This is a genomic window from Mycobacterium sp. (genome assembly GCF_032159765.1).
Classification (GTDB): domain Bacteria; phylum Actinomycetota; class Actinomycetes; order Mycobacteriales; family Mycobacteriaceae; genus Mycobacterium.
Genome location: NZ_JAVHWM010000176.1, coordinates 1 through 2,879, shown reverse-complemented (window position 1 = coordinate 2,879; position 2,879 = coordinate 1). Strand labels below are relative to the sequence as shown.

Genomic DNA, 2,879 nt, shown 5'->3' with positions numbered 1-2,879 from the left:
ACGTCCGTTACGACTGTTACGCCCAGTCCCGATGACGCCGTAACAAACGAAACAGACGTAACACACATTTGCACCCAATGCGGTGCGGAACTGGCTCCCGACAACACCAAGGGACGCTGTAAGGAATGCGCCTTGGAGAAGGCGAACGCCATGTTGGAGGGCCGCTGATGCGGATAGAGGACGGCACCCCCGCTGGAATGAGCGTCTGCCAGTTCTGCAGCGCCGTGAACCCCTACTGGCATCAACCCGGATGCGGTGAGATGCGCTGCTACCCAACGGCCGCACATGAACCCGGATGCGGATGGCTCAAGCCCGGCAATACCTCAACCGACGAATGCCCCTTCTGAAAGGAAACCTGAAAAATGACCGACTTTCCGCTTCTCGACGCACCCCGAGACGCAATGGGCACTGACATCGCAACCGTAAGTTTGGCATTCCTTGCGACCCGAGATTGGGGAGCCCGCATCGACTTCGACGAAGCCGCCGGCGAGATGTGGGCAGTACGCGATAGCGAGGAGCCGTGAGGTTCACCGACGACGAAATCGAGGCTGCGCTGTTTTGCGTCACCGAAACGATCGACCGCCGGCGGCGTGCGGGAGTTCCAGTCCCGGAGTGGATGCTGCGGTTAGGCCGCCGGTTCGACTTGGCATCGTTGACCAGCGCGATGTCCGGCAGGCGACATGAATCCGGCAGTGAGGGAGAACAATTCGCCGAAGAGAGATTGATGAGCACGAAAGAGGTAGCGCTCGTGTTGTGTCTGACACCTAGGCACGTGCAACGGATCGCTAACGACTTGGACGGCGAAAAGATCGGCGGCCGACTGCTTTTCAGACTCTCAGCGGTTCTCGAGTACGGACAGGAGAAAAGTCGTGGCGACCAACATCATCGCCGACGCGTTCGAGCAGCATCTGCGGAGCTTGAGCAACGACGAGTGGATTGCACTCGTGGACCGCGTCCGGCCGCATGACGACACAAGTGACGTCAGGGACAATCAAACACCGTTGGGAGATAGCAAGTGACACTTCATAGTTACGGGGATGCGCCCCAGCAGATGGCGGCAATCCGACGCAATTTGGCAGAACAGGTCGCGGCCATCCGGGCAGACACCCGCTACACCGCCAAGGCCCGGACGCAGGAGTTGGCCAAAGTCACCGTGCACGCGCGCGCGGAGGCGAAGCGCCTTCTCGACGACCACAAGACGGCGATCGAAGACCGCCGCAAATCGTTACACAGCAGCTTGTTCGGCCCTGGAGTCGCCGCCACGAACGACGACATCCTGCTGTTCCGCGACGCACGCGAAAGGGCCCAACAAATCAACGACCCAGCTAAGGCCCTCAAAGAGCTTGAGCAGGCCCGTCTGTACGGCGATGAAAGTTTAGCGCGGGCAATCGCCGCACACGCCTTCGACAAACCGGGCGCGGATTGGTCGAACGTGGTTACACAGTTCGCAGACGGCTCCTCGACGCCGGGCCAGATGACCGTCCGCGTCATATGGCTTCAGCAACTGGCCGATCTCCCGGAAGACAGCACAACCAGCCGACTCGCCGACGCCGCCACCTTCAAGGTCAGTGCCCCTTCGGAACTGCAAGATTTCCTGGGCGGAGAGAACGTAGACAGCGTGCTGCGCAACATCGCCGAGGGCGCCGAACGCACCTGGGTGCCAAACAGTGATAACGAGATGGTGTGGGTCAACGTCGGCGGCTGATGATGACCCCCACGAGCAGCGCGACCACAAGGACCGACCAGCACTTGGAGCTGGCCGGGGTCGCGCGAAGGCCCGTCAGCTGCGCCGGAACTCCTAACCCGAGCCGCGCAACGGGTCACCACCGGGCCACCAGCCACCGGTCTGCCGTCTCCTGCAGACCCACGGTTCACCGCCCGGGAACACCGGACCCCCGAAGGGCGTCGCCGGTCGCGGCGGATTCGCGTGATCGACACGTCCTCGGGGCAACGGGCCTAACCCCCATCCCTTGGCAAGCAAGAGAGAGGCGGTGTCCCGCTACCCTCGTCGGCGTCGTGCGCTTCGACATCGGCGGGGTAGCGGGACACCACCGCAGGCCGGCGGAGTTGGTGGAACCGCGGTTGTGGCCGCAGCCGTGCACCTGCTGGTGTGCGAAGCAGCAGACCCTCTGGCTGGAGGTGGGCAACGAATGGCCGGGTGGCGTCAAGCGTGAGCTGACGGACCTGTTCGACATGCTCGACCGGTTCCCGTGCCACCAACCCTGGCAGGGATCAACGGTCTAATGAACCCAGCGCACAACGATACCCGCAGGTCAACACCCCTGGGGGTAGGACCCCTAACCCGCCAACCCGGACCCCGAATCGGCATAGCGTCCGCCTGTGCCTGCATGCACCCCGGATTTTCGGGAAGGCGGGCTAACTAATGGCCGGGGGGAGTGCTGAGGCAGTTGTCACGGCCGGTGCTCGGTTGCGGCTCGACATGGATTCGGCGCTTCGTCGGGCATCAAGTGAGATGGGTCAGCCCGGCGATCAAGCATTGGAGTGGACCGAGCAGGAGCTTGTGGCGTTGGAGTCGGCCTGTTCGACTGCCGACCGTGCCGAGGTGATCCAGGCGGTGTTCGACACGGAGCGGGCCGGCGAGGCGCGTGCGTCGTTGTTGGTGAAGCTGTCTGCGGAGAAGCGGTCGCTTGATCGGCAGGTGGTCGATCTGTTGGCGAAGGTGAATCCTGGCCTCGGGGGCGCGGTGTCGGAGCGGCATCAGAAGGCGTCGCGGGCGCGGTGGGGGGTACCTCGCTGATGGCCAGGGTCGCCCAACGGATCGTCGACCCCAGCGGTGCGTACGCGTTTGTCGCTGCGGAGGAAGAGAAGGAGTATTCCCGTTGGGAGATCGGTGAGCGGCAGCGGTTGAAAAACGGCTA

5 protein-coding genes are annotated in these 2,879 nt (G+C 63.2%); all 5 read left to right on the top strand.

The window, feature by feature from the left end:
• Positions 1 to 362 precede the first annotated feature (362 nt).
• The 5 genes from QOH60_RS21665 (at position 363) to QOH60_RS21645 (ending at position 2,758) form a co-directional block, all read left to right on the top strand.
• Positions 363 to 524 (top strand): hypothetical protein, encoded by a 162-nt coding sequence (locus QOH60_RS21665; protein ID WP_526423925.1) that lies wholly within the window; start codon positions 363 to 365, stop codon positions 522 to 524.
• A gap of 345 nt (positions 525 to 869) precedes the next feature.
• Entirely contained in the window at positions 870 to 1,019 is a 150-nt protein-coding gene (locus tag QOH60_RS21660; protein WP_526423924.1) for a hypothetical protein, read from the top strand.
• Between the two features lie 32 nt (positions 1,020 to 1,051).
• Positions 1,052 to 1,705: a hypothetical protein gene (locus QOH60_RS21655; protein WP_526423923.1), complete on the top strand. Its 654-nt coding sequence runs from the start codon at positions 1,052 to 1,054 to the stop codon at positions 1,703 to 1,705.
• Positions 1,706 to 2,016: 311 nt separating this feature from the next.
• On the top strand, positions 2,017 to 2,244 hold the full coding sequence (locus QOH60_RS21650; RefSeq protein ID WP_526423922.1) for a hypothetical protein: 228 nt from the start codon (positions 2,017 to 2,019) through the stop codon (positions 2,242 to 2,244).
• 139 nt (positions 2,245 to 2,383) lie between these two features.
• On the top strand, positions 2,384 to 2,758 hold the full coding sequence (locus QOH60_RS21645; protein ID WP_526423921.1) for a hypothetical protein: 375 nt from the start codon (positions 2,384 to 2,386) through the stop codon (positions 2,756 to 2,758).
• Positions 2,759 to 2,879 lie beyond the last annotated feature (121 nt).

What these genes read in the sequence shown, in the direction of transcription:
- QOH60_RS21665 (WP_526423925.1), top strand. Translation starts at nt 363, where the DNA reads ATGACCGACTTTCCGCTTCTCGACGCACCCCGAGACGCAATGGGCACT.
- QOH60_RS21655 (WP_526423923.1), top strand. Translation starts at nt 1,052, where the DNA reads ATGGCGGCAATCCGACGCAATTTGGCAGAACAGGTCGCGGCCATCCGG.
- QOH60_RS21645 (WP_526423921.1), top strand. Translation starts at nt 2,384, where the DNA reads ATGGCCGGGGGGAGTGCTGAGGCAGTTGTCACGGCCGGTGCTCGGTTG.